Here is a 25,410-nt window from a genome sequence, read left to right on the forward strand (position 1 = left end):
CGCCTCACGAGACTTAACCCTCAGCACTTCAAATCAATGGGGGAACACTTGTGAATCGCACCGCACGCAAACGCCAGGGCTGGCAACGCTCAGTCTCGCAGAAACTCGCCGGCGCCGTGGTCCAGGGCATCGCTTGCATGGGCGCAAGCGCCCCGCTGCTGCTGATGCCCGCCTGGGCCACGGCCGCCGCACAGGCGCAGGCAGACTTCGACATCCCCGCAGGCCCCCTGGCGCCGGCATTGGCCCGCTTCGGCCAGAGTGCGCACATTCTGCTGTCCTACCCCACCGCATTGACCGAGGGCCGCAGCACTTCCGGGCTTGCTGGCCGCTTCGACATCGACCAGGGCCTGGCGATACTGCTCGCCGGCACAGGGCTTGAGGCCAGCCGCGGCGTCAACGGCAGCTATTCGCTGCAAGCCAGTGCCAGCACAGGCGCCCTGGAGCTGAGCGCGGTGTCCATTTCTGGCAAGGCGCCAGGCTCGACCACAGAAGGCACCGGGCTCTACACCACCTACTCGTCGAGCAGCTCGACGCGCCTCAACCTCACCCCACGCGAGACGCCGCAATCGCTGACGGTGATGACCCGCCAGCGCCTGGACGACCAACGCCTGACCAACCTCACCGACACACTGGAAGCCACCCCAGGCATCACCGTGGTGCGCGATGGCCTTGGCTCGGAAAGCGACTCGTACTGGTCGCGCGGCTTTGCCATTCAGAACTACGAGGTCGACGGTGTTCCGACCAGCACCCGCCTGGACAACTACTCGCAAAGCATGGCGATGTTCGACCGTGTCGAAATCGTGCGTGGCGCCACCGGCCTGATCAGCGGCATGGGCAACCCTTCGGCGACGATCAACCTCATCCGTAAACGCCCGACTGCCGAGGCCCAGGCCAGCATCACCGGCGAGGCCGGTAACTGGGACCGCTACGGCACAGGTTTCGACGTGTCCGGGCCGCTGACCGAAACCGGCAACATTCGCGGGCGCTTCGTCGCCGACTACAAAACCGAAAAAGCCTGGATCGACCGCTACAACCAGCAGTCGCAGCTGATGTATGGCATTACCGAATTCGACCTCAGCGAAGACACCTTGCTGACGGTGGGCTTCAGCTACCTGCGCAGCGACATCGACTCGCCCCTGCGCTCCGGCCTGCCCACACGCTTCTCGACCGGTGAGCGCACCAACCTCAAACGTTCGCTCAACGCAGCGCCGGACTGGTCCTACAACGACCACGAGCAAACCAGCTTCTTCACCTCCATCGAACAGCAACTGGGCAACGGCTGGAGCGGCAAGATCGAGCTCACCCATGCCGAGAACAAGTTCGACGAGCTGTTCAACTTTGCCATGGGTGAGCTGAACCCGGATGGCAGCGGCCTGTCGCAGTTGCCGGTGCGCTTCTCGGGCACGCCGCGCCAGGACAACCTCGACCTGTACGCTACCGGGCCGTTCAGCCTGTTCGGCCGCGAGCATGAACTGATCACCGGCATGACCCTGTCCCAGTACCGGGAAAACACCCCGAGCTGGGGCGGCTGGCGCTATGACTACGCAGGCTCGCCCGCTGGGGCCATCGACAACCTGTTCAACTGGGACGGCAAGTCGGCCAAGCCGGCCTTCGTCGAAAGTGGCAAGTCGTCGATCGACGAAGACCAGTATGCGGCGTACCTGACCTCGCGTTTCAGCGTCACCGACGACCTCAGCCTGATCCTCGGCAGCCGCCTGATCAACTGGAAACGCGACACCTCGGACCGGCCTTATGGCGGCGACGAAACCGAAGTGAATCGCGAGGAAAACGGCGTCTTCATCCCCTATGCCGGCGTGGTCTACGACCTGGACGACACCTGGTCGCTGTACGCCAGCTACACCAAGATCTTCAACCCGCAAGGGTCGTGGGTCACCGACGAGAGCAACAAACCGCTCGACCCCATGGAAGGCGTAGGCTACGAGCTCGGCATCAAGGGCACTCACCTGGATGGCAAGCTCAACTCCAGCCTCGCGGTGTTCAAGCTGGAGCAGGACAACCTGGCCATCTGGCAACACGACAACGTCTACAGCGCCGAACAGGACACCACCTCCAAGGGCATCGAGCTTGAGCTTAACGGGGAACTGGCCGAGGGCTGGCAAGCGTCGGCCGGTTACGCCTACTCGGTCACCACCGATGCCGACGACCAGCGCATCAACACCAACCTGCCGCGCAACAGCTTCAAGACCTTCACCAGCTACCGGCTGCATGGGCCGCTGGACAAGATCACCATCGGTGGTGGGGTGAACTGGCAGAGCAAGGTCGGTGCCGACCTGCATACCTTCAGCCAGGGCAGCTACGCGGTCACCAACCTGATGGCGCGCTACGACATCAACCAGCACTTGAGTGCATCGGTGAACCTGAACAACGTGTTCGATCGCGAGTACTACAGCCAATCGGGCTTGTACGGGGTTTATGGTACGCCGCGCAATGTGATGACCAGCTTCAAGTACAGCTTCTGAACCCAATGAAGCCGGGGCGCAAAAGCGCCCCCGGCTTCAGCTAGTCCGCAATCACTACCACCTCTTTCAAGCGCTCGCTCGCCGGCGCCGGGCGCCCGTACAGATACCCCTGAAAATGCGAGCAGCCCTCCGCTGCCAGCCGCCGCATCTGCTCTTCTGACTCCACGCCCTCGGCCGTGGTCTTGATCATCAAGCTGTTGGACAAATCGGTAATGGCCCGAATGATCGACATCGCCTCACGGCTGTCGCACATGTCGTGCACGAACGACTTGTCGATCTTGATCCGGTCGAACGGGAACGAGCGCAGGTACCCCAGCGACGAATAACCAGTGCCGAAATCATCCAGCGAAATGGACACGCCCAGGTCTTTCAGTGCCCGCAGGGTGCGCACATTTTCTTCACTGTTGCCCAGCAACACCGACTCGGTGATCTCCAGCTCCAGGCGCCGCGCCGGCAACCCCGAATCGGCCAGGGCCAAGGCCACGGTGTGGACCAGGTTGGCATTCTTGAACTGCACCGGTGACAGGTTGACCGACACTGTCTGCTCACTGTCCCAGCTGGCCGCCTCCTGGCAGGCCAGGTTCAACGCGCGGATGCCCAGTTCATGGATCAGCCCGGTCTCTTCGGCGATGGGGATGAAGTCCATGGGCATGACCATGCCGCGGGTCGGGTGCTCCCAGCGCAGCAGCGCCTCGTAGCCCGTCACGCTGCTGGTCTGCTGGTCGACCACTGGCTGGTAATGCAGCTCCAGTTGGCCCAGGTGCAACGCCGTGCGCAGGTCGGTTTCGACCAGGCGGCGCTGGCGGGCGGCGACGTCCAGCTCGACGTTGAAGCACTCGTAGCGGTTGCGGCCATTGCGCTTGGCCTCGTACAAGGCCATGTCGGCATAGCCGAGCAGTTGCTCTGCCTGGTCGTTGTCGTCCGGGGCGATGGCCACACCGATACTCACACCCACGGTGAACTGGTGCCCCTCGATCTGAAACGGCGGGCAGATCGCGTTGATGAGGCGCTGGGCGGTGTTGCACGCGGCATCGCGGCCATCCAGGCCGGTGAGCACCACGGCAAACTCGTCACCGCCCAGGCGGGCCAGGGTGTCGTGCTCGCGCAGTTCGCGCCGCAGGCGCTTGCCCAAGGCACGCAGCAGCTTGTCGCCGAACGCATGGCCGAGTGAATCGTTGATGTTCTTGAAGTTGTCCAGGTCCAGGCACAGGGCTGCGGTCAGCTTGGCGTTCTCGTCACCGCGCACCAAGGCTTGGCGCAGGCGCTCATGGAACAGCGTGCGGTTGGGCAACCCGGTGAGGGCGTCGTGGTGCGCCATATGGTGGATCTGCGCATGGGCGGCCAACTCTTCGGTGGCATCTTCGGCCACGAACAGCACGTAGTCGGCCTGGCCCTCGCGGTTCTGGCTGAGCAGCGTACGGCTGCGCAGGGTGCGTGGGCCACGCAGGGTGTCGACCCGGGTCTCGGCGGCGTAGCCTTTGCTGCTGCGCGCGCCCCGGGCGAGCTGCTGCTCCAGGTACTCGGCAGCGGCCGGCGCCAGGCTGTCGGCGGGCCGTTGCCCGATCATGCGCGTGCCTGGCCCACCGAACAGGCGCTCGGCCTGCTGGTTGGCCAACAGGATGCGTTGGCTCTCCAGGTCCTGCACGATGACACTGGCGGGGATGTTGGCAATCACCGAGTCGAGAAACTGCGACAGCTTGGCCATTTCCTGGCTGTACTGCTCGGCCAGTTCCTTGGCCTTGAGCAGCTCCAGCTCCTGGTGGTGGCGTTCGGAGATGTCACGGGTGACCTTGGCGAACCCCACCAGGCGGCCGTCATCGTCGTGCACCGCGTCAATCACTACATGCGCATGGAACGCCGAGCCATCTTTGCGCAGGCGCGAGCCGACCTCTTCGAAACGCCCCGTGCATCGCGCCTGCTCAAGGTTGTATTCGGGCAGCCCGGCAGCCCGTTCGGCATCGTTGTAGAACACCGAATAGTGCTGGCCGACGATCTCGTCGGCATGGTACCCCTTGGCCCGCTGGGCGCCGGGGTTCCAGTTGGCGACGATGCCTTCGGGGGTGAGCAGGTAGATGGCATAGTCCACCACGCTCTGGATCAGAAACCGGTACATGATGTCGGGGCTTGCGACTAGCGACATGAAATTAACCTGAACCTTCGACGGGTACGAAAAGGAACCCCGGCAGTTGCGCGGCGGGGTCTTGTACAGAGGTAGTGGCATTATGCCGCCAACCTGGATTTTGTGAAGTGGCTCACAAAATTTTGCTGCACGGTTCTTTGGTGTTTGAAGGTTTGGAGGCGGCTAGGTGCTTGTCTTGGGTTTGGAAGTGGGGCGGATACTGGCAACTCACAAGCTAAGTACGGTCACCTCCATGATCGTCTCCGACATCATGGTCGGGACCGTCGTCCGCGCCATGCCCTACACCGTGGGCCTCACCCACATTGTGGTTGGCCTCATGGTTGGCACCATCATCGGCCCCGTTACGTCCGCTGTCACCCCGGCCTGAGCTGGCATGTCCGCCGCCGTCGCCACTGTGTCCGCTGCCACTGCCGCCATGGCCACCGCCACCGCCGCCACTGCCACTGCCGCCGCCACCGCCGTGGCCTCCACCTCCACCTCCGCCGCCATGGCCACCACCACCGCCACCATGACCGCCACCTCCACCGCCGCCATCCTTCGCATACGCACTGGACGCACCGCCCATGGAGTCAGGCACCAACACTGCCGACGCTGACAAAACCGCGCCGATCGCCAAAGCCAACAAGCATTTCTTGAGCATGATGTGCCTCCGCTTGGAGTAGCACGGGGTTGCACAGGGCACCCCGTGAGTTCCGGCCCCCGTGGGGCGACCTGCAACCAGTGCGGCCTTCCATCTGCAGCGAGTGAACGAGGTCCTTCAGGGCCAGCTGGCCAGTTAGTGCAAAATGTTTCTTACGTCCTGAGCGTAGTCATGCCGCCCGGCTTGTCGCCGACCAGTCATCCGAATGGCGCCTAAACGGTCACTGTGCGCGGCATCAGGTCGTACGGGTGCTTCCAACCGGGTGTGCCCTTGATACGCGCTTTCCAAGCCTCGATATGGGTGAATTCGGCCAGCGCGATACCGGTGTTTTCAGGCATGAACACATACCCCGCCAGCGACAGGTCGGCGATGGTCAACCGCCCGCCGACCATGAAGGGGGTTTTGGCCAAGTGCGCATCGACGATGCGATAGGCCGCCGTGGCGCGATCACGCAAGAACTTGGTCACCTCCGTTTCGCCCATCTTTTTCAGGCAGTAGATGAACCGCAGCGCCGCGTAGTAGCTGGTGAACTTGTGGTTGTCGAACAGCATCCAGCGCCAGATTTCGCGTTTCTCGTCCTCATCGCGCGGGCCAAACTGGCCGGTCTGTTCGGCCAGGTATTCGAGGATCAGCGCAGATTGGGTGAGCGACTTGCCAGCGTGCTCCAACACCGGCACCTCGCCTTGCTCGTTCACGTCATCGCGCCAGGATTGCTCGCGGGTCTGGCCGTTGAAGAAGTCGACGAAGACCGGCTGCCAGGCCTGGCCGGTGAGTTCGAGCATGAGGGCGACTTTGTAGGCATTACCGGATTCTGCGAAGCAGTGGAGTTTGTATTCGGACATGGCAGACCTTCAGTTTACTTTGAATGATCGTTGGCTGCTGGGGGCCGTTGCATGGGCCAATCACCGGCCAACCGAGCAAATCACGAGCAACTCGCAAAGGTCAATTCAAAACCTCCCACGACCCGTCACTCCCGTTATATGCCCGCCGCGTGCGTCGTGCGACAGTGAGGAAAACAACACGGATAAACCCCATGTACAGAAACACCTCTACCCCTGCGGACGACAACGGTTGCGGCTGGTTCCACCTCAGCCCCCGGCGCCAGCCTTGCGCCGCGCATCGGGGGCGGAGCGAAGCACGCTGGGTGGTGCTCGGTGCCGGCTTCACCGGCCTTGCGGCAGCACGGCAACTGGCGCTGCATCACCCCGACGACGAGATCGTCCTGGTGGAGGCCCAGGAAGTCGGCTTCGGCGCCTCGGGGCGCAATTCGGGCTTTGCCATCGACCTGCCCCACGACATCGGTGCGCCTGACTACATCGGTGAGCTGGCCACTGCGCGAATGAACCTCAAGTTGAACCTGCGCGCGCAGTCGATACTGCACAAGCTGATCGGCCAACACGGCATCGACTGCCAGTTACGCCCGGACGGCAAGTACCAGGCCGCCGTCGAAGACAAGGGCTTGGCCGTACTGGAAGCCTACCGCAGCGGCCTGGAAAAACTCGGCCAGCCCTACCAGATGATCGATGCCCATGACCTGCCGGCACACCTCGGCACGTCGTTCTACCGCAAGGCGCTGTACACGCCCGGCACCCAGTTGCTGCAGCCGGCCGCCCTGGCCAAAGGCCTGGCGCAAAGCCTGCCCGGCAACGTGACGCTGTACGAACACACCACCATCACCCGCCTTGAACAGGGCTCGCGCATCACCCTCAAGCACGCCCACGGCGAAATCGTTGCCGACCAATTGCTGCTGACCAACAACGCCTTCGCCTCGTACTTCGGCTTTTTGCCGGGCCGGCTGCTGCCGATCTTCACCTACGCCAGCATGACCCGCCCCCTGAGCGACGACGAGCAGGCACGCCTGGGCGGCAAGGCAAGCTGGGGCATCATCCCCGCCGACCCGTTCGGCAGCACCCTGCGGCGCACCCCGGACCAGCGCCTGCTGGTGCGCAACAGCTTCAGCTTCAACGCCGACGGCCGTGCCAATCAGCGCCACTTGCAGCGGGCCGCTCGACAGCACCGGGTGTCGTTCGAACGGCGCTTCCCGATGCTCTCGGGTACGCCGTTCGAGTTCACCTGGGGCGGCGCGATGTGCCTGTCGCGCAACCACCTGTCGCACTTCGGCACACTGGCACCCAATATCCATGCTGCGCTGTGCTGCAACGGCCTGGGCATTACCCGGGGCACCGCTACCGGTACCTTGCTGGCCGATTGGCTGAGCGGTGAGCGCGACGAACTGATCGACTTCCTGCTGGGCTCGGCGGGGCCTAACCGCAACCCACCGGAACCGCTGCTGAGCATGGGCGTGAACCTGAACCTGCACTGGGGCCAGCGCCGTGCCGGCCTGGAAAGCTGACAAGGAGGCATCATGCATAGTCTGGGTATTCTCGGGGTCGGCGAGCTGACCGAAAAAGTGGTGATGGGCCTGCGCCGCAGTGGTTTCGACGGCGCGATCCTGCTGTCGCCACGCAACGCCCAGCGCGCCGAAGCGCTGGCCCACACCCAAGGTTGCCAGGTACTGCCGAGCAACCAGGCGGTGGTCGATCAGGCCGAGCTGGTGATGCTGGGCGTGCGCCCGGCAGCGCTGGCACAACTCGCCAGCGAGGTGCGCCTGCGCCCCGGGCAACGCTTGCTGTCGTTGGCGGCGGGTGTGGGCCTGGCACAGTTGCAAGCGGCCTTCCCTGCGGCCCACTGCGTGCGCGTGATGCTGTCTTACGCGGCGCAACACAACCAGGCCACCGTGGTGGTCTGCCCGCCGGACGTGCCTACCGAGCAGGGCCTGGGCGCGCTGGGCAACCTGGTGGTGCTGCAGGATGAAGCCGCGTTCGAGCTGGCCACGGTTGCCGCGTGCATGAACGGCTGGTTCTACTTCCTGTTGCACGATTTGCAGCAGTGGCTGACCGACAAGGGTCTGCCGGCTGCCGAAGCGCGTGCTCTGGTGCTGGGCAACCTGCACGACTGTGTGACCAGTGCCCAGCGCCAGCCCGAGCACACGCTGAAGGCGTTGGGGCAGGCGATTGCCACGCCAGGCACCTTTACCGCCGATGGGCTGGCGGTACTGATGCATCAGCCAGTGAGTGCCAGCTGGGGCGCGGCCTGCGAGGTGGTGCTGGATGGGCTGTTGACGCGGTCCAGGTAACGTCCTCTTACGTACCGTCCGCTTGCCCGGCCAGTGCAACCTTGGGTGGCAGCTGCAACAAGCCACGCGGCAAGCGGAAGCCTTTGAAAGGCTGTTGGGTAATCGGGTTGAAGGCTTTTTCAGCATTCAGCCGATAGCGCATCACGCCGTCTCCGGTCCTGAAGCTCAGGTCCACGCTGGTTGCGGTGCGCCCATTGAGCGAGCCGCGGCTAAGCAAGCGGAACATCGACCAAGGCCCGCGGTACTCCAGGCTGCTGCTATTGCCGTTCTGCCGGAGCAACGTAAGGTTGCTGCGCACTTTGCGCCCCAGGGTATTGGGCCAGACAACCCCGCTGATCTGGCTTGGACCATGGGTGTAAGCAATCAACTGGCCATCCAGGTCCAGCAGACTGGTGCGCTGATTGGCGCTGAGCCCCAACGGCTCGATGCTGAATTGCACACTCAGGTTGCCACGCTGGTCGAAGAAGGTCTCGCGGATGCGGTCTGCCAGCGCCAACTGTTCGATCACGTCGCTGCGGATCAAGGACTGCCCCTGACCTGACTGCAGGGCTTCGAGGTTGTCGTTCAGGAACACCTTCAGGTACTGATCATTGAACTGTTGCAGGCGACCCTTCGGCCCAAAGAACGCCTCGAAGTCTTCCAGAGAGGCATCGGGCGCTTTCACCACGAAGGGGTAGCGCCCCGCCAGGCGTTGCTGGAAGAAGCTGTACACTTCAACGTCCCAGCGTCGCTCCAGTTCACGCAACGCTTCCACGTTCAACACCCGCGCGGTTTGATCCGCGACTTTTCTTACCTGGAAGTTGAGGGGTTCCGGCAACCCCGTCGCAACACGCTGCAAGGTACCGATCGGGTCGTGCCCCGTCATCGAGAAGCGCTGATGCACCGCTTGCAGGGCTGCCTTACCTCGATCGGGGCTGTCCTGCACCGCCTTGGCATAGTCGTGGACGGCGGCAATGGCGGCGAGCGTTTCATCGTAGTAACTCGGTTTATCGCCTGTTGCCTGCAACATGGCACTGAGGCCCGCGAATGCCCGCTGAATCGCTAACGTCTGTTGTTGCGCGGGTGGGCGACTTGCAGGCTGCAGCGCAGCAGCCTCACTCGGCGCTTCAATGCCTGCTGCCGAGGACAGCGACGTGTTTTCGCGCACGGTATCCAGCAGCCGCTGCAGCGGCGCTGCTGGCCCCGTCATCTGTTGCAGGATCACGACAGCATGATCCAGGTCGCGAAAGTCAGCCACCGCAAACGCATTCAGGGCACGCCGCCAGCTGTCGATGTAGTCGGTGCTGTACAGATTGCGCAAGCGTTCGCTCAGCGCCTCCCGGTCGGCGTCCGAATAGTCAAGTTGCGCGCGTTCGCCGAGTGCCCACTGGTCGATCATCGCCATTTCGGCGAACCGCTGGCTGCGCGGTTCAAAATACGCCGTGTAGCCTTTGGCGGTCAGCATGGGGGCCAGCAGAAGGTTATCCTCCCGTCCGGCCCCTGCAGACGGCTGGTAAACCACATCGAACGCCGGGCCCACTTGGTGACGCAGGTCCAAGCCGATGTGTAGCTGCTCCTGGGCCTGTTGCTTGAGGCCTGCATACACCCGCTGTGGCAACGGCACCTTGCGCAATGCCTGCTGCACTTCACTGACCCGCTGGCGGAACTGCGGCAGATCTGCATCGGCATACGCCAAGGCATATTCTAGGTGCTGCATGAGGTCGCGCTGCAGCTGCCCCTGGCCTGGAAACGCCTGTTGCCACTGCCGTGCCATCCACTCCTCGACCCATTCAGGCCGGCGGCTCTTGCGGTCTTCGAGCATACGGTAAACCCTGAGCGCCGCCATTTGCTGCTCACTGCCGGGGGGCGCCGCGTTCATGGCATCGATCACTCCGCTGGCCAAGGCCGGCAAGAAGCGCTTGGAGAGCAAGCTCAGGTAGGCTTCGTCCACCCGGGGCCCGATGGCGCGGCCCTGATACAGGCCCAAATCCGCCACACCAGGCCACGCAGCACGGTAATCGCCAAACACCGATACCGCATCACGGATCTGGTCCAGTGGCTCCAGCAAATTGCGGCCGGTCGGGTCCAGGCGCTGATCCACTTCGTGATGGCTGTACTCCTGGCTCTTGGCAAGCACCCCGGCGGCCTTGGTGCCATTGATATCGAAGTAGCGTTGCCAACTGGCAATGGCGATGCAGAACGCAAGCAGGCCTACGCCAGAACCCACCCACAGCAATTGGCGCTTGCTGCGAGCCACCTTGACATTGTCCCCGGCAAGGCCGGCCTCCTGGAAGATCACCCGCGCAAAAGCCCGTTGGACGAAGTAGACCAGTGCCTTGCCTGGCGCCTTACCTTCACGCAAGGGAAGCTTCGTTTTATAGGGCTGAGCCGCTTCTCGGATGAATGCATTACGCATTTCGCCTTGCTGCGTGACGGATGACCAATACACACCACGGACCAAGGCCGGTGTGGTGAAACGGTCACTTGCCAAGGCCTCGCGTAGAAACCCTAGCAATATCGGCCGCAGCCCGATCAACTGCGCATGCAAGGAAAACAGCCGTGCGCGCAGGGGTGCACTGCCCACTGAATCGATACGGTCCACGACCTGCTCGAACAGCTGGCAAATCAAGCGATCGTAGTGTTCAGCGTATTCGTCCAGCCAGGCGTCGAACGCTTCGACCGCATCCAGCTTGAACGTGAACCCCAGCATGTTTGCGCGGCTGGCCGCTGAGAGCTTGCTGTAGAAAGGATCAAAACCATCGAGCAGATCGAATTTGCTGAGCACCACATACAGTGGCAAGCGCGAACCCAGCTGACTGCTTACCTCGTGCAAGCGTGTGCGCAACACATGGGCCAATGCCGTGCGTTGCTCAGGTGACCCATGCAACAGCCCGGGCAGGTCGACAACCAGCAACAAGCCATTGAGCGCTCTCTGGCTTCTATTGCGCAGCAACCAGCCCAACAGATGGCTCCACAACTTGCCCTGGGTGCCTTCAGATACCGCGGGCTCACTGTTCGGCGAGCTTGCCAGCGCGCCCTGACTGATGAAGGCGCCGGGTGGGTCGATGATCACTGCATCATTGCTGATCCACCACCCCACCGGGTATGCAAGCGCTTCAGCCTGCCGGCCGCGTGCTTGGGCCTTGTCGATACGCGTCAGGGAAAAACTCTGATCGGTGCAATCGATGAAGCTGCTCTTCCCGGCATGCTCATCGCCCAGTACCAGATACCACGGCAACCGATACAAAGCCCGTCGACCGCCTGCATTGTCCAGATACCGCGCAAGGCCCTGGTTCAACGCCTTCTCTTGGGCGTGGACGAAGGGCAGCGCAGGGTCCGACTCAGCAGCCGTTGCCAGAGCCTGCTCAGCTTGCAGGCGGCGAAAGCGCGCACGCAGTATGACCAGCCAGCACACCAAGGGCACCAGCACGAGCACCAGGCTCGCCAGACTGCGATGGGCCACGCTCGCCAGTGGCTGTTGTTCACGCCATGTCCAGTGCGGGCCAAGCCACCAGATGGCAACCAACATCAGCGCAGCGCCAATAGCCAACAGCAGCGGCAGTGCCAGGCCAATGCGCGTAGCCACCGGCAAGCCCCAGCGTTTGAGTTGCTTCCATAGTTGATTCATGAGGGCTCCTGGTCCTTGTTCTGGTTGGCCAACGCTGGGGCTGTGGCGTACTGCTGGAGCCGCTGGAACACCTCGGGCTCCCAGGCGTCGGCGGTGGTTTGCTGCATCGTGCGGGCCACACCGGCGCACAGGTCCTGGGCCAGCCAGGACACGCCCCGCGCCGCCAGCAAGTCAGCAGCAATCACGGTGGTATGGCAGCGATCACGAGGGGCACGAAAATCCGCCTGCAGCGCTTGCAAGCGGAGCAGAACCGGCTCTACACCGCCACTTTCCAGTTGGCTGACCAACTCCTCGCGCAAGCCGCTGAACTCATGAGTGGGGGCACCCTGCTCGCCCTGCCCCTGACCGCCCTTGAGCCAAGCCAGGCATTGGTCATCGACAAACACCCTGCCGTCGCTGAAGCCCAGCTGCTGCAGGGCGGGCATACGCTGTACGAACCGCGCGGTGGTCGCGCGGATCGCCTCAGCGACCTCGCCCATCGCCAGCCGCGAAGCGGTAGTCGCGGCCAGAAAACTGCCGCGAATCCAGAAGGGGCATGCCGCCACACTCTTTTCGATCCGCTGCAGTAACCCCGGGTCAATCACCGTGCCGGCGATAGCGTCTTCGTAGGCCCCTGCTATATCCAACGGAACCGCCATCAGTTCCGTACGGTTGCCGCCCTGCCTGGCTTGGGGTGCTGCCTGGAGGTGCGCCCACAAGCCAAAACGACGTAACTGATAGCCGGTCGGGTCGTACGGGTCCTGTTGATTGATGAGCTCGGCCATGGTCAACACGGCCCGTCGTGTCTCTCGTTCGTTGCCCATCGACACACGTGGCATAGGCGTGGCGATGACTTCGGCCAGCGGCGCAACATCAATGCTTGCCGCAGGCGCCTTGGGCGACGCATCAGGCTCGCCGATGCCGTCGGCAACCGCCGTGTGTTTACTAAGCAAGCGCTGCAGTTCGCCCAGCAGGCCCGCGTCCAGTTGGGCGATGCCCTGCTGCTGTTGCAGGCACGTCAACGCTTGCTGCGCCGCCGTCGCAAGCGCCGGCGTATAGGTGAAGCGGTCAAGGCGCGGCAACGCTTCGATCAAGCGGTTGAGCATCAAGGCCGCCAGCTTGCGTTTGCCCAGGAAACCTTTAGGGCCGGGCTTTGGATGGGCGGGTTCCCAGTAGTGTTCGACCATGCCGGCCAACAACGCCAACGTGTAGCCCCAGCGCTCCCAGCAGCCACTGCGCAGCCACGCAACACTGAGGTGAGAGACGATGCGCAGGTGCTTGCATTGCTGGCTCAGGTAAAGCCGGGACGCCTCTTCAATGTAAACCCAGTCGATCGAGGCTTCCTGCAGCCCGCCCAGCTTGACCATCTCCTGGTCAATGGCCTGGTAGGTTTCGTCCTCCACATCGAACAGCCCAGCAGGGACCGCCGGATCAATCGGTGCGAGCAACCCTGTGATGTGCTGCGCAGGCACCTGCTGCGCTACCACCGGCATGTGCTTCGCACCTGGCGGATCAAAGGGTCCAGACCTTGAGCATCAAAAATCAGCCCATCGACTTCGTTGTGATCACTCACAACTTCGATGCGCTGCGCCCCTATCAGCTGCTTGATCTGCTCGATCGCCGGCAAACCTCGCCCCGCGTCGAGCACTTGCCCGTTTTCCATCACCTGCCAGGGCGTCGCATTCGTAGACCCACCTTCCCCCTTCAGCCGCACAGTCACCCAGCTCGCGCCGATGGGCTGCCTGGCAATCAACTGCAGCCGGGAGATGTGCTGTATGCAACTGATGGCCAGATAGGAAGGGTCATCGCCTGAGGCAATGGCGGGGGCCGAAATGACCCATTCAGGTGCGCGGTCACTGCCCTCGCTTTGGCTGCCAATGCGAAACGTCAGGTCATCTGCCGTACGTGTGGCCTCATTTGCCATCACCCGTAACACGCTGGTTGCTTCCAGCTCCGGTGCTGACCACTGTTTTTTCGCCTTGTGCGCAGGTGTGCCGGCCGCCTGGTCGAAACAGGCCAACCGCTCAATGTTAGACACGATCGCGGGGCAGTCCTGAATAGGGCTTGCCAGCACCGGCTGCAGGAAAAACACCAACGAAAGACCGGCGACATATGCACAGCGAATTATCATTCCAAGTTCACTCTCTACAAACAGAATAAATGCCCTACATGGCCGTGCACACTTTTCCTACAAGCACGCACCAATAAACGCACTCACACACAGCCGACCCAAATAAAATCACCACGAGCCTAGTACATAGAACCAACTGCACACAAACAAATATTCGCTTACATTTTCCCGCTCGACCAAGAGACATTATTTACTGCATGGTTTTTATAGGCCACCGACAACTATATAGAGCCAACCATTGAAACTTAGGAAATTTCCTACAAAACAAGTATCGCAATTAAACACACGACAATACGGACCTTGCAGAAAACGATCAAAAACAACCAGTGAGTTAAACGCCAATGTCAAAAAACACAGGCTCTGTAGCGCCTAAAGAGCGCATAAACATCAAGTATGTTCCTGCCACCGGGGACGAACAGGCCGAAGTAGAGCTGCCGCACAAAATGCTCGTCCTGGGCGATTTCGGCTTGGATGACAGCCGGGCGCTAGAAGACCGCGCGGTCATGCGCATTGATAAACACAGCTTCAACAACGTCCTGAGCGAAGCCGACGTGCGCCTGAATATGTCAGTGCCCTCCCTGCTCAGCACCGCCCCCGACGCCGAGCTGGCGGTCAGCCTGCAGTTCAAGTCCATCCATGACTTCGGGCCGGACCAGATCGCTCGACAGGTACCCGAACTGAACAAGCTATTGGAGCTGCGCGAGGCGCTGGTCGCCCTGAAGGGCCCGCTGGGCAACGTGCCGACATTCCGCAAGCAACTGCAACACCTGTTGAGCAATGAGCAAACCCGCAAGCAGCTCGCCAAAGAACTGGACCTGGTGCTTGAGGCGCCAAAAGAAGACTGAGACAACGGAGCGAACCCATGCCAAAGCAAAACAGCACTACCGTCGCCGTTGATACCCCTGCCGAAACGTTGAGCCCAACCACGCTGCTTGACCAGATCATGGCGCAAACCAAATTGGTGCCTGCGCAAGAAGGCTATCAGGTCGCCCGGCAGGGTGTATCTGCCTTTATTGCCGACATCCTCAAAAACCATGACCCAGAGCAACTTATCAATAAGCACCGTGTCGACCAGATGATTGCGGAACTGGACCGGGTGCTCAGCAAGCAGATGGACGCCATCGTGCATCAGCCCGCGTTCCAGCAGCTTGAGTCTTCCTGGCGCGGGCTGAAACTTCTGGTCGACCGCACGGACTTCCGCGAAAACATCAAGCTCGAAGTGTTGCATGTCAGCAAAGCCGATTTGCTCGATGATTTCGAACATGCGGCTGATATCACATCCAGCGGCATGTACAAACACGTTTACACGGCCGGTTACGGCCAATTCGGTGGCGAACCGGTTGCGGCCATGGTGAGTGACTATAACTTCGGCCCGTCCTCACCGGACATCAAACTGCTGAGCTACATGGCCTCGGTGGGCGCCATGTCGCATGCGCCCTTTCTCGCAGCGCCGTCCCCCGAATTCTTTAACTTGAGCAGTTTCGAAGAGCTGCCCAATCTCAAGGAAATCAAAGACATTTTTGCAGGGCCTCGGCATGCCAAGTGGCGGGCTTTCCGTGAAAGCGAGGACGCCCGTCACGTGGCCCTGACCGGGCCGCGGTTCATGCTTCGCTCCGTCTACCACCATCAGGACCAGCCGATCAGCAGCTTCAACTACGACGAGAACATCGACGGCCGGCATGACAATTATCTCTGGGGCAGTTCCGCGTTCCTGCTGGCCAGTTGCATCAACGACAGCTTTGCCCGCTACCGCTGGTGCCCGAATATCATCGGCCCGCAGTCGGGTGGCGCCGTCGAAGACCTGCCGGTTCATTTGTACGAATCCTTGGGCCAGTTGCAGGCCAAGATCCCGACCGAAGTGCTGATCTCCGATCGCAAGGAATTCGAGCTGGCTGAAGAAGGCTTCATCGCCCTGACCATGCGCAAAGACAGCGATAACGCGGCGTTCTTCTCCGCCAACTCGGTGCAGAAACCCAAGCACTTCCCGAAAACCGCTGAGGGCGTGCAGGCCCAGACCAACTACAAGCTTGGCACCCAGTTGCCCTACCTGTTCATCGTCAACCGGCTTGCCCACTACATCAAGGTGCTGCAGCGCGAACAGATCGGCAGCTGGAAGGAACGGCGGGACCTTGAATCCGAGCTCAACAAATGGATCAAGCAATACGTCGCCGACCAGGAAAACCCTTGCGCCGATGTTCGCAGCCGCCGCCCGCTGCGTGCAGCCAGGGTTGAAGTCTCGGACGTTGCCGGTGACCCGGGTTGGTACCAGGTTTCACTCGCCGTGCGCCCGCACTTCAAATACATGGGTGCGAATTTCGAGATTTCCCTGGTCGGGCGGCTCGACACGCAATGAGCGCCCTTTTCGATCGCTTGATGGCGGACCAGTCCACTCCCCGAGAGCCGTCCCGGCGGGAGAGCGCTTCGCAAAAATTCGCCGCCATCAAACGCCACCTTGAAACCTTGCTCAACGCCCGCCAGGGGTGCTCGCAGAGCAGCCCTGACCTGGGCCTGCGTGACTTCAACGGGCATGACGTGAGCAGCGGCGAATTGCTTGCGCAAGTGAGCGCGGATATTCGCCGCCCCCTTCAACGCTACGAGCCACGCATACAGCTGCGCACCCTTAAAGCCGTACCCGATGTTCACGCCCCACTGGACTTGCATTTCAGGTTGGATTGCCACGTACAGGTCAACAACCACACGGAGCAGCTGCAACTCGAGCTGCTGGTCAACGGGCACAACCGTTACACCCGAGTGAGGTGACCCATGTCACTAAAGGACCGATTCAGCGAAGAGTTGCACTACCTGCGCGAGCTGGGGAACGACTTTGCCAAGGACAATCCACAGCTCGCCCGGCTGCTAGGCAAGGGAGGTAGCGACCCCGATGTGGAACGCCTGATGGAAGCCTTCGCGTTCCTGACGGCCAAGCTGCGGCTCAAGCTGGAAGACGACCTGCCAGAGCTGACCCACCCCATGCTGCAGTTGCTGTGGCCGAATTATCTGCGGCCCCTGCCCAGCGCGACGATCATCCAGTTCACGCCGCTCAAGCAGTCCCTCAGCCAGTCACAGCACATCCCCAAAGGTTCAAGGCTGTTCTCGAAGCCAGTAGACAGTGTGGCCTGCGAATTTCGCACCTGTACTGCGGTGAATATCCATCCGTTCGAGATCGAGGCGGTGGGCGCAACCCAGACATTGGACAGTTCGGTGGTTCGCATCGACCTTCAAGCATTGGTTGAGCGGCCACTGAACAGCCTGGGCTGCTCCAGCCTCGACTTCCACCTCAGCGGCGATAGCAGTAACGCCCGCACGCTGTACTTGTGGCTTTCCCAGTACCTGAAGCAAGTCAGCGTGACCATCAACGGTGAGGTGCGCCGGCTACCGGCCAGCAGCGTCCTCTTCCCGGGGTTCAGCCCCGACGACGCCTTGTTGCCCTACCCGCAGAACGTCTTTGACGGCTATCGCATCCTGCAGGAGTACTTCGTCTTCCCCCAGCGGTTTCACTTCTTCAGCGTGACCGGGCTGGAAAAACTGTGGCCCGTTCATGCCAGCCAACAGGTGAGCATGGCGTTTCACTTCACGCGTCAACTACCTGACTCACTGCGTGTCGGCAAAGCAGACTTCAGCCTGTATTGCACACCGGCGGTCAACCTGTTCGCGCACAGCGCCGAACCGATCGACCTGTCCAACGAGCACGCCCAGGTCCAACTGAAGCCTAAAGGCTCAGAGCAGTCCGTTTACGAAATTTTCAGTGTCGACCACGTCATCAGTACCCGAGCGACGACAGATGGGGGTAGCGGCGAGTACCTGCGGACCTTCCGCCCATTCGAGTCGTTTGCGCATGAAATCGAGCACGTGCAAGGGCGCACCGCGCTGTATTACCGCTACCAGCTCGAAGACTCGCTGCGCGGTGATGGCGTCACCCATCGCATCTCGTTCGTCCGCGCCGATGCCAACGCCTACATTGGCCAGCTGGAAACAGCGTCGATAGACCTGACCTGCACCAATCGGGACCTGCCGCTGGCGTTGGGCGTCAATGACATCAACGTGCTCACCGAGGTCACGCCGCCGCTCGCCGCCTATACCAACATCTGCGCGCCTACCCGCCCCTATCGCCCCGTGCTGGACGGTCAGTTGCAGTGGGCATTGGTCTCCAACATGTCGCTCAACTACCTGTCGCTGCTCTCGGTAGAGCCGTTGAAAGCGGTCATCCGTACCTACGACTTCGCAGCCTTGCACGATATCCAGCAAGCACGCACCACCGCTAAACGCCTCGACGGCATCCGTGAAATTCACACCGAACCTATGGATTGGCTGATCAAGGGGCAGCCCATCCGCGGCCTGCACACCCGGTTGAAGCTGGACCAGGCCGCCTTCCTCTGCGAAGGCGACTTGTACCTGTTCAGCTGCGTGCTCGCCCACTTCTTCGCGCTGTACGCGAGCATCAATTCCTTCCATCAACTGGAAGTGATCAACACCACCAACAACGAGCACTACACATGGCCAATCCAGACCGGCAAGCAACCGCTGATCTAGCCGACAGGCTGCTCGCCGACGCGCACCAGTACAACTTCTTCCAGTTGCTGGAGCGCTTGCACGGCTTGCACGGTGATGACCTGGAACCGCGCTGGCCAGACGAGGCCACCCGGCTGCGCGTGCGCCTGGCCAGCGATCCGCGGCTGACCTTCCCTGTGTCGGACGTATACAAAGCCGAACGCGTGCCCGGTGAACAGCCGCGCTATCGCGTTTGCACCACCTTCATGGGCTTGCATGGCACGGACTCACCGTTGCCCACCTATTACCTGGAGCAGCTGGCTTATGAACATGCGCAGGGTATTGGCGTGCGGCCGGCCTTCTTCGACTTCTTCAACCATTATGTGCTCAGCCTGCTGCATCGCATCTGGCGCAAATACCGCTACTACATCCGTTTTCAGCCGGGTGCCAGCGATGAATTCTCGCAGTACGTGTTCGCCCTGCTCGGGCTGAACAACAAGCAACTTCGAGGTGACACAGCGCTGCCCTGGAGCCGGCTGCTCAGCTTTGCCGGCGTCATCGCCAGCCGCAGCCGCGCGCCGGGCACCGTCGCCGGCATCATTGCCCATTGCTTCGATCTGAAGCACGTGCATATCCGTGAATTCGAAACGCGCTCGGTGCCCACTACGGGCAAACAGCGGGTCAGCCTCGGGCGTAGCAACGGCGAGCTGGGCAGCAGCTTCATGGTCGGCAGCCGCACGCGCACCCGCAGCAGCAAGTTCACCCTGGTGATCAGTGAGCTAGACCAGGCCCAGTTGCGAGACCTGCTGCCCAGCGGCATCAACTTCGGCCGCGTGCGGGCATTGATCGACTTTCTACTGCGTGATGGCCTGGCTTATGACCTGGAACTGCGGTTGAAGCAGAACGCGCTGCCACCTTTCTGCCTGCACCGTAACCAAGGCGCCTATCTGGGCTGGACCAGTTTTGTCGATGACCGCCATGGCGAGATCAGCCCCGTCGTGCGCTTTCGGGGGCGCGCATGAGCACATTGATCTTGAGCATCTCCAACCTCGACCAGTTGCAGCACGGCGTCACTGCTCGGCATGCGTTCGATTGCAAGGGCGGCACCATCGGCAGCGAAGGCGCCAATTGGCTGATCGATGACCGTCACCATACCGTTGCAGCGATCCACTGCGAAATCCGTTGGCTAGAGGGCGGCTTCTGCGTGATCGACCGCTGCAACCGCACCTACCTGAACGACAGCATCAACAGTCTGGGAGCACTACCCCCCAGGCGCCTTCTGGAAGGCGACCAACTGCGTATTGGCGCTTATCGGCTGCACATTCAGTACGCGCTCACCCATGCGCAGTCGCTGGAGGACCTGTTCAGCCCTGCCCCGCGCGTGCTCGACCAACTGATAGCCGATGGTCCAACCCAGGCTTGGCAACCGAGGCATTCAGCCCCCCACGCAGCCGTCGAGATCTGCTCGGTGTTCGAGCCTGCCAGTGGCAATGACCCTCTGGCAGCACTGAATGCCGTGCCGGATGCGAGGGCGTCGGAAGACAACCTGCTGCAACGTTTGATTGCAGGAGAACGCCCATGACGCGTCATCCGTTGGTAATCGCCCTGCTGGTCGCAATGGTTGGGCTCTCCGCCTGCACGTCCTTGAGCAGAGTAAGGCAAGTGGTCATGGACCCTTCACTGCCCATTGGGCCGCCCAAGGATCATCCCACCGAGGTCGCGTTCAGCATTAATGCCAGCCCCACGCTGAATGGCAACCCGAACAGCATCGACCTGCCGACTGAACACGAGAGCGTCCTGGAGCCCAGCCCCTATGGGGTCAGCTTGAGCGCGGGCGACCCTTATGCACTGACAGAGAAAGTGGCGAGCCTGTTCGCGTTCTTGCAGGCGCAATTTCCAGCGATGTCCCCCGTCGAAATGGCCGAGGACGACGAAGCTGACCTGCAACGCTCCCCCTTGGAAGAGAGCACACCCGGCAGCTATGACGACCCAACGGTAGTCCTTACGTTGCCACGCACAACGGCCGTCGCCGCAGAACCTGTTGCGACCCCCATCGCCATCAAGATCCTGCAACTGCGCGACGACTCACTGCTGCGTAACAGCGTGTATCGACTGCTAGACGAAGACCCGGCCACGGCCCTGCGCAGCACCTATATCCGCGATGACGATTACCTGCTGCGCCCCGGCCAGTTCAAGTTCATCCCCTTCGCGCCCATCGAGCCCGAGACCCGTTTCGTCGCAGTCATCGGCGACTACCAAAACCAGGAAAACGCCACCTGGCAGCAGGTGCTGCGCATTCCCCCACGGGGCCGCCAGATCATCCTTTCGGTGCTGGTCAACGACACACAGATCCTGCTCAAGGAGGAAGACTGATGACGCTTGCACACCTGTTGCCCCTCTCGCTTACCCACGCTGACATGGAGCCCTCATGAGTTCACGTAACCCCGTCCTGTGGCCCGAGGGCCTGTTCGTCAAGCCGCAACATTTTCAGCAGGCGGCCCGGGCCACGGAAGCGGCGCTGCACCAGCGCCTTGGCAGCCTCAGCGCAGCCTTTTATGGCTTCAGCGAACTGCAGTTGAACGATGAGTACCTGAGCCTGGGCAAGATCGCCATCACCCGGGCGCGGGGCATCATGCCGGACGGCACGGTGTTCGATATACCCGCAGACCTGCCGCCGCCGCCGCCGCTGGAAATCGATGATGATGGCGCCAAAGACAGTGAGGTGTACCTGTGCCTGCCGCTGCGCACCGAGGGCGGCCGCGAAGTGAGCTGGCCCGACAACACCGCCAACTTCCGTTACATCGCCCAGGCGTATGAGATCAAGGACACCCACACCGCCGACGGTGATTTGGCTCAGGTCGACCTCGCCATGCCCAACCTGCAGCTCAAACGCAAAGCCGAAGACAGCAGCGCCTACACCCGCCTGGCCCTGGCCCGTATTCTCGAACGGCGCCCCGACGGCAGCCTGCAGCTGGATGAAGCGTTTTACCCCACCAGCATATCGGTGCGCGCGGTGCCGGCGCTGCAGCGCTTTCTCGAAGAAATCTGCAATACCCTACGCGAACGGGCACGCAACCTCGCCACCCGCATTGGTGCATCGGGCCAGTCCGGGATCGCCGACATCCGCGACTTCAACCTCTTGCAAGCCATGAACCGCTGGTGGCCCTGCTTCCGCCACCTGGCCAGGCAAGCGCAGACGCACCCTGAGCAGCTCTACCTGTGCATGAGCCAGGCCTGTGGCGAGCTGGTGACCTTCACCGACGAGACCCGGCTGGCGCAGGAATACCCTGCGTATCACCACACCGCGCTGCACACCTCATTCAAACCGCTGCAAGAAACCTTGCGCCGGGCATTGAGCACAGTCCTGCAACCACGCGCCGTGTCGCTACCGTTGGAGTCCCTGGACTACGGCGTGATGACGACGACGCTGGAAGATCGCCGCCTGATCGACGAAGCCGACTTCATCCTCGCCGTGCGCGCCAATCTACCACCACAATCGCTGCGCCAGATGTTTGTGCAGAAAGCCAAGGTTACCTCGCTGGAGTCATTGAACGACCTGGTGCCACTGCAACTGCCCGGTATCCCCTTGAACCCCTTGCCCGTGGCACCTCGCGACCTGCCCTTCCATGCAGGTTTCAGCTACTTCGAACTGGACCGGCGAGACCCGGCCTGGGCGTGCATGACAAAGGCCAATGGGTTCGGCATCCACATTGCGGGTGAATTCCCGGGGCTTGAATTGCAGTTCTGGGCGATCAGGGGCGAATGAGATGACAGAGAACAGTCAAGACAGTGTGGGTGAACATTTCGGCATGCCAGGCAAGGCGCCTATAGAGGGCAAGCGGTCTGCAGGGAACGCCGAGCCAGAGAAGGAACAGGCTGAGCCTACCTTCGAGGGTTATGCCGCTGATCCCGACTTCCAGCTACGGGGCGGCTACGCAAACCTGATGCTGGATGCTGCTGCCCCCCTGTTCGGCCTGGTCATGCGCCTGCGCACCCTCGATACATTGCCCAACATCAAGGACGTGCACGGGCAAGTCCGCAACCAGATCGCTAACATCCAGGAAGAAATGCGCCAGCACGGCTATGACCCCGCTCAGTTGCTGGCGTACTCGTATGGCCTGTGCCTTTACATTGATGAAGCCGTCATGGAAAGGCCCTGGGGCAAGAACAGCTGTTGGAGCCAGGAGCCACTGCTCAGCATCTTCCACCACGAAACCTGGGGAGGGGAGAAATTCTTCACCGTGCTTTCCCGCCTGATGCAAGAACCCCAGCGGTATCAGGACGTACTGGAGTTCATGTACTTCGCGCTGGCCCTAGGCCTGAAGGGCAAGTACGCCATCGCCCCGAAGGGCGAAGAAACACTCAATGCCTTGATTCACCAACTCCACGGGATCATCCGCGAGCTCCGCGGCCCTACGCCGGAAGACGTCTGCGACCCCTACACCCACGTGGCCCCGCGCAACTTTCGCATGAACCGGCAATGGCCGTGGTGGAGCCCTCTGCTGGCGTGCGCCTTTGCCATGGCGGTGGCCTATGGGATCTACAGCTACCGCCTGCACCTGGTCACCACCGAGGTACTGGAGTCGCTCAACGGCATTTTGCAGCAATAACCAACCGCCACACGGCGCCACTGAATTCAACGAATTAGCGGGGTTGCTGCCTCGCTGACAAGCCCATCGTTTCCGATGGCCACGCCACCTTGGGGTGCGCGTGTTTTATCCAAATGGACGCAGGAGAAACTGCCATGCCAACACCCGCTTACATCGCAATTGAAGGTACGTTTCAAGGCCTGATTACGAAAGACGCTTTCACACCTGACTCTGTAGGTAATGTTTATGTCGAAGGCCACGAGAACGAGATCCTCGCTCAGGAAATCAAGCATCAGGTAACCGTGCCGACTGACCCACAGAGCGGACAACCCTCTGGGCAACGCATTCACAAGCCCTTTGTGTTTACGTGCGCGCTGAACAAAGCAGTTCCTATGTTGTATCAGGCACTAGTAAGGGGTGAAGTACTACCTATGACCACTGTCCGGTGGTATCGAACATCGGTTGAAGGGAAGCAAGAGCATTTCTTCACAACAGAGCTAGTTGACGGAATCATTGTCGACATCAACAGCGTACTACCCCATGCACAGAATAAAGTGAACGAAAATTATACACAGCTCATTGAGGTATCGATGACTTATCGCAAAATTACCTGGGAGCATAGAGTAGCCGGGACGTCGGCTATTGACGATTGGCGCAAACCCATAGAAACCGCCGTTTGATCTAGCACGCTTGCAGCCGGGCGGGCAATTATGCCCGGCTGTCAGAACTACCAGGCGGCCGACAAGGATCTCTTATGCCTCGCCAATCCGATCTGCATTACAGCTTTCAGCCCCTCGTGGGCGATGCTCAATTCGACGTCGTGTCGTTCACGCTCAAGGAAGGCATCAGCCAACCCTTCTCGCTCGCGCTGGAACTGACCAGCTTCCAGGACGACATCGACTTCGGCCAGCTGCTCGACCAACCTGTGCTATTCACCCTCTGGGACCGCGAACGCCCCGTGCGTCATGTGCATGGCCTGGTCAGCCGTTTCAGCCAAGCGGAGAGTGGCTTCTACCGCACCTACTACCACGCGCTGATCGAACCGCAGCTGGCCCGCGCCAAGCTGCGCTCGAACTGGCGCATTTTCCAGCACAAGAGCGTCCCGCAAATTCTCGAACTGATGCTCAAGCGCCAAGGCATCAAGCAGTTCGAGCTACGCGCTTCCATGGACCATCAAGCGCGCGAGTTTTGCGTTCAGGCCGGCGAAACGGACCTGGACTTCATTGCCCGCCTGGCCGCTGAGGAAGGCTTCGTCTACCGCTTCGAGCACAGTGCAAAGCGCCACAACCTGATCATCACCGACCGGCTGCAATCGCTCGGTATGATCAGCCTTGGGGCCATCAAGGCCGAGGAGGAAGACGAGGGTTTCTTCGAAGAGGGCAAGCCGCTCGTTCCCTACACCGTGCTGTACCAAGCCAACAGCGGCGGCGACCAGGAAAAACCCTGCCTGCGGCGCCTGCGCTACAGCGAACAGGTACGTAACGCCCAACAGGTGCAGCGCGACTACACAGTCAATAGGCATAAAATAATCTATTCATACGAGGAAATTTTTTTCTACGCTGGCATAGCAGAGCAACAAAACTGGTAAAACCTCCAAAAACTTAGCAGGTTATCGTATAAAAAATAGCCGGAGAAGATATGGCCCGTAGCTAGTGAAACGCTTCGACAAGTTCGCGAAGAGCTATGCCGGCATGGTCTCAATTACTCAGCACCTAATTGACCATGCGCCGAGAACAAACAAGGGCAATGGACACGAGCACTGACTTGGCTGTATTTCTTGAGCAACTACCAGGCACAATTAGAGCAGTTAGAAAAAGACAGAAAACCACCTTAGACTTTTATGAGCAAGGCATAGAAAGATACTTAGAAATCTCTACTCCAGACATCGATGACCTGCATGACGTTCTTTGCACTAGCCATACTAAACTGGAGGCCCGACCCTGAAATCGAAAAAAATTACAGCCCTGAGTTACTGGAAATGTTATGCATAGCAAACAATACCCTTATCACAATATTGACAGAAGTATCGCCAAGCATAATCAATCACCCTTGAATCATGGATTGGAGGAACACTTAAGTTTATTTGTAATTTCGGTGATACCTATCGAGACCTAACTACCAATGACGATCTGAACAGCTTCGAGCCGCTGGACAGAATTGACGGAATGCCAAACAGCGAGGAAGTCCTCTTAGGCGGCCTGCCCGAACAGCTGACAAATA

Annotated in this window: 20 protein-coding genes and 1 pseudogene; 16 read left to right on the forward strand and 5 right to left on the reverse strand. The window is 60.9% G+C overall.

The annotated features are described in order from the left end of the window. Positions 1 to 137: 137 nt before the first annotated feature. Positions 138 to 2,480, forward strand: coding sequence for a TonB-dependent siderophore receptor (locus tag LOY26_RS16160; RefSeq protein WP_408980776.1), 2,343 nt, complete (start codon positions 138 to 140; stop codon positions 2,478 to 2,480). Between the two features lie 40 nt (positions 2,481 to 2,520). On the opposite strand, the gene LOY26_RS16165 is transcribed toward LOY26_RS16160, so the two are convergent. Then, positions 2,521 to 4,620, reverse strand: coding sequence for a bifunctional diguanylate cyclase/phosphodiesterase (locus LOY26_RS16165; protein WP_033698706.1), 2,100 nt, complete (start codon positions 4,618 to 4,620; stop codon positions 2,521 to 2,523). 232 nt (positions 4,621 to 4,852) lie between these two features. On the opposite strand from LOY26_RS16165, the gene LOY26_RS27075 reads away from it, so the two are divergent. Beyond that, complete coding sequence (locus LOY26_RS27075; RefSeq protein ID WP_258714933.1) at positions 4,853 to 4,987, forward strand: hypothetical protein; 135 nt, start codon at positions 4,853 to 4,855, stop codon at positions 4,985 to 4,987. A gap of 6 nt (positions 4,988 to 4,993) precedes the next feature. Further along, positions 4,994 to 5,215, forward strand: a complete 222-nt coding sequence (locus LOY26_RS27080) for a hypothetical protein (RefSeq protein WP_408980739.1) — start codon at positions 4,994 to 4,996, stop codon at positions 5,213 to 5,215. A 257-nt stretch (positions 5,216 to 5,472) separates the two neighbouring features. Here LOY26_RS27080 and LOY26_RS16180 read toward each other — a convergent pair whose 3' ends face one another. Then, entirely contained in the window at positions 5,473 to 6,102 is a 630-nt protein-coding gene (locus tag LOY26_RS16180) for a glutathione S-transferase family protein (RefSeq protein ID WP_258713834.1), read from the reverse strand. A gap of 191 nt (positions 6,103 to 6,293) precedes the next feature. Between LOY26_RS16180 and LOY26_RS16185 the strand changes: the two genes are divergently transcribed. Together LOY26_RS16185 and LOY26_RS16190 are read left to right on the forward strand one after the other, a co-directional pair. Continuing rightward, positions 6,294 to 7,613 carry an FAD-binding oxidoreductase gene (locus tag LOY26_RS16185; protein ID WP_258713835.1) on the forward strand — a complete coding sequence of 440 codons (1,320 nt, stop codon included), beginning with the start codon at positions 6,294 to 6,296 and terminating at the stop codon, positions 7,611 to 7,613. Between the two features lie 12 nt (positions 7,614 to 7,625). Then, positions 7,626 to 8,396, forward strand: coding sequence for an NAD(P)-binding domain-containing protein (locus LOY26_RS16190; protein WP_186660797.1), 771 nt, complete (start codon positions 7,626 to 7,628; stop codon positions 8,394 to 8,396). Positions 8,397 to 8,403: 7 nt separating this feature from the next. Here LOY26_RS16190 and tssM read toward each other — a convergent pair whose 3' ends face one another. The 3 genes from tssM to vasI are packed head-to-tail and all read right to left on the reverse strand — an operon-like array spanning position 8,404 to position 14,113. Beyond that, entirely contained in the window at positions 8,404 to 12,003 is a 3,600-nt protein-coding gene (gene tssM / locus LOY26_RS16195; protein ID WP_186660793.1) for a type VI secretion system membrane subunit TssM, read from the reverse strand. Then, positions 12,000 to 13,475, reverse strand: coding sequence for a type VI secretion system protein TssA (gene tssA / locus LOY26_RS16200; RefSeq protein WP_186663113.1), 1,476 nt, complete (start codon positions 13,473 to 13,475; stop codon positions 12,000 to 12,002). Before tssA ends, tssM begins: the two co-directional genes overlap by 4 nt. Next, complete coding sequence (gene vasI, locus LOY26_RS16205; protein ID WP_186663114.1) at positions 13,463 to 14,113, reverse strand: type VI secretion system-associated protein VasI; 651 nt, start codon at positions 14,111 to 14,113, stop codon at positions 13,463 to 13,465. The genes tssA and vasI overlap by 13 nt, the downstream gene beginning before the upstream one ends. Positions 14,114 to 14,454: 341 nt before the next feature. Between vasI and tssB the strand changes: the two genes are divergently transcribed. The 11 genes and pseudogenes from tssB to LOY26_RS16260 all read left to right on the forward strand — a co-directional run. Then, positions 14,455 to 14,958, forward strand: coding sequence for a type VI secretion system contractile sheath small subunit (gene tssB, locus LOY26_RS16210; RefSeq protein WP_186660765.1), 504 nt, complete (start codon positions 14,455 to 14,457; stop codon positions 14,956 to 14,958). A 17-nt stretch (positions 14,959 to 14,975) separates the two neighbouring features. Then, positions 14,976 to 16,466, forward strand: coding sequence for a type VI secretion system contractile sheath large subunit (tssC, locus tag LOY26_RS16215; protein ID WP_186660756.1), 1,491 nt, complete (start codon positions 14,976 to 14,978; stop codon positions 16,464 to 16,466). Continuing rightward, positions 16,463 to 16,873: a type VI secretion system baseplate subunit TssE gene (gene tssE / locus LOY26_RS16220; RefSeq protein ID WP_258713836.1), complete on the forward strand. Its 411-nt coding sequence runs from the start codon at positions 16,463 to 16,465 to the stop codon at positions 16,871 to 16,873. The genes tssC and tssE overlap by 4 nt, the downstream gene beginning before the upstream one ends. 3 nt (positions 16,874 to 16,876) lie before the next feature. Then, entirely contained in the window at positions 16,877 to 18,643 is a 1,767-nt protein-coding gene (gene tssF / locus LOY26_RS16225) for a type VI secretion system baseplate subunit TssF (RefSeq protein ID WP_186660745.1), read from the forward strand. Further along, positions 18,607 to 19,623, forward strand: a complete 1,017-nt coding sequence (gene tssG, locus LOY26_RS16230; RefSeq protein ID WP_186660736.1) for a type VI secretion system baseplate subunit TssG — start codon at positions 18,607 to 18,609, stop codon at positions 19,621 to 19,623. The genes tssF and tssG overlap by 37 nt, the downstream gene beginning before the upstream one ends. Next, positions 19,620 to 20,183, forward strand: a complete 564-nt coding sequence (locus tag LOY26_RS16235) for an FHA domain-containing protein (protein ID WP_186660734.1) — start codon at positions 19,620 to 19,622, stop codon at positions 20,181 to 20,183. The genes tssG and LOY26_RS16235 overlap by 4 nt, the downstream gene beginning before the upstream one ends. Beyond that, complete coding sequence (gene tssJ, locus LOY26_RS16240; protein ID WP_186660732.1) at positions 20,180 to 20,974, forward strand: type VI secretion system lipoprotein TssJ; 795 nt, start codon at positions 20,180 to 20,182, stop codon at positions 20,972 to 20,974. Before LOY26_RS16235 ends, tssJ begins: the two co-directional genes overlap by 4 nt. A 55-nt stretch (positions 20,975 to 21,029) precedes the next feature. Next, positions 21,030 to 22,367 (forward strand): type VI secretion system baseplate subunit TssK, encoded by a 1,338-nt coding sequence (tssK, locus tag LOY26_RS16245; RefSeq protein WP_186663116.1) that lies wholly within the window; start codon positions 21,030 to 21,032, stop codon positions 22,365 to 22,367. A gap of 1 nt (position 22,368) precedes the next feature. Continuing rightward, positions 22,369 to 23,211 (forward strand): type IVB secretion system protein IcmH/DotU, encoded by an 843-nt coding sequence (gene icmH / locus LOY26_RS16250; RefSeq protein WP_408980740.1) that lies wholly within the window; start codon positions 22,369 to 22,371, stop codon positions 23,209 to 23,211. Positions 23,212 to 23,345: 134 nt separating this feature from the next. Further along, positions 23,346 to 23,870 (forward strand): Hcp family type VI secretion system effector, encoded by a 525-nt coding sequence (locus LOY26_RS16255; RefSeq protein WP_186663117.1) that lies wholly within the window; start codon positions 23,346 to 23,348, stop codon positions 23,868 to 23,870. Positions 23,871 to 23,944: 74 nt separating this feature from the next. Continuing rightward, positions 23,945 to 24,700 (forward strand): annotated as a pseudogene (locus tag LOY26_RS16260) (type VI secretion system Vgr family protein); the annotation flags it as partial. Positions 24,701 to 25,410 lie beyond the last annotated feature (710 nt).

This window comes from Pseudomonas sp. B21-047 (assembly GCF_024748775.1).
Lineage (GTDB): Bacteria > Pseudomonadota > Gammaproteobacteria > Pseudomonadales > Pseudomonadaceae > Aquipseudomonas > Aquipseudomonas capeferrum.